2 protein-coding genes are annotated in these 1,774 nt (G+C 60.9%); both read left to right on the forward strand.

Annotated elements, in window-relative coordinates; all coding sequences use genetic code 11:
* Nucleotides 1–711: 711 nt before the first annotated feature.
* The gene (locus NZM16_RS04165; RefSeq protein WP_295478785.1) at nt 712–1,041 is read left to right on the forward strand and encodes an SCP2 sterol-binding domain-containing protein; all 330 of its coding nucleotides are present in this window, start codon (nt 712–714) and stop codon (nt 1,039–1,041) included.
* A gap of 154 nt (nt 1,042–1,195) precedes the next feature.
* A partial coding sequence (locus tag NZM16_RS04170) for an AMP-binding protein (protein ID WP_295478788.1) occupies nt 1,196–1,774 on the forward strand: 579 nt, incomplete at its 3' end.

A 1,774-nucleotide genomic window follows, 5' to 3' on the forward strand; every position in this document is an offset into this window, starting at 1 on the left:
TGGGCGGCCAGTTGTTGCCGGACCTCCTCGATGGAAGAGACCATAAGCCCCCCTTTCCGGATCCCCGCTGGATCCAGCGCCCGGTCGGATTGCTCTTCATTCTAAGAACCGGGGGGGATCCTGTCAATTATGCAACCACTGGCTACCCCGGGAATAGCACCACTTTAGGGAGTGCTCCACGAACGATCGATGAGGGATGTGGCGATAGCCCCTTCCCCTGGGATTCCCTCCTTAAGACCCGAAGGGCCTCACGGGGTGGGGGCCTTTTGGCCTCCAGCCCTGCCCCCGAAAGATGCGCTCTCCCTCTGGCTCCAGTTCTTTAAAAGAGAGCGCTTCCTTCGAATTCGCTGCCCAACGCTGCTCATCGCTTCCCTCTATGAATAGATTAGTTCAAGAATTCACAAATCGATAGAGACATCGACGGCGGCTTGAACTTTTCCTGAACTTCAACAGGCTAAGATAAAGTGTAAAAAGCGCCTGAACCTTGAGGTCCCTGTGGAACGACAGAGGCAGCGGGCGATTGCTTTCGTCGTGCGAATCTGGTTGGAGGAGACCCAGAGCGAAGGGCGATTGCGGGGGGAGGTGGCCGATCTCCACACCGGGGAGACACGGCCTTTTGCCAACGAGATCCACCTGCTCCGATGCCTCTGGACATGGATCCGGCGGGCCGGAAGCAGGCGATCTATTCCATTCATCCAGGAGGAGGAACCCATGAGTTCGCTGACCGCGCGGGATGTGATCATGCGGATGCCGGAGGCCTTCCAGCCCGATAAGGCCCAGGGCGTGAACGCCACCATTCAGTATTCCCTCACCGGCGAGGGGGGCGGCGACTGGTACATCGTGATCGCTGAGGGCGCCTGCTCCGTCCACGAAGGCAAGGCCGAAAAGGCCGATGTGACACTGACCATGGATGCCCAGGACTTTGTGGACATCGCGACCGGGAAGCTGGATGCGATGAAGGCTTTCATGGGCGGCAAGCTGAAGGTCAGCGGCAATATGATGTTGGCCACGCGCCTGACTTCGTTCTTCCGCATCGGATAACAACGACCAGCCTGGGGTGGTGGAGGGAGACGGCTTCGCCGTCCCCCTTCGCCACCCCGGATTTTCCGGCCCGGCTGGGGAAGAGGAAGAGGCGCGCCTTCGACACCTGCCGGGCCCGGAAAGCCCACCGGTTCGAAGTGTCGTGGAGGTGGCCATGGAGGAGCGGCGATGGCATCGCTTCTATGATTTCTGGGTGCCTCGATCGCTGACCTATCCGCAGCAGCCCCTGAGCGCTTTGATGGATTTCGCTGCGAACCAGTATGGAGATCGCACGGCGACGATCTTCTATGGGGCGGAAATGACCTATCGAGATCTTCGTAGCCACTCCATCCGCATGGCTACGGCGCTGGACGCCCTGGGGATCCGGCCGGGCGATCGCGTAGGGTTGATGCTGCCCAACTGCCCACAATTCTTGATCGCCTTCTATGCCATCCTTCGCCTGGGGGCGGTCGTCGTCCCGCTGAACCCTCTTTATGTAGAGCGAGAGCTCCGCCATGTGGTGGAGGACAGCGGAATGCGGGCGATGATCGCGCTGGACACGATGGCCCCGAAGGTCATGGCCGTGCGCGAACAGGCGGGGCCGGAGATCGTGATCTTCGCCGGTCTGCAGGACTATATGCCGGAAGCTGTTCGGCCGCTCTATCTCCAGCGGATCCAGGCCCAGGGGATGAGCATCGAGACGCCCACCGGCCGGGGGCTCTATCGCTGGGTCGATGCGATGGAGAAGGCGGGG

The organism is Thermoflexus sp. (assembly GCF_025055495.1).
GTDB lineage: Bacteria > Chloroflexota > Anaerolineae > Thermoflexales > Thermoflexaceae > Thermoflexus.

What these genes read in the sequence shown, in the direction of transcription:
- NZM16_RS04165 (WP_295478785.1), top strand. Translation starts at nt 712, where the DNA reads ATGAGTTCGCTGACCGCGCGGGATGTGATCATGCGGATGCCGGAGGCC.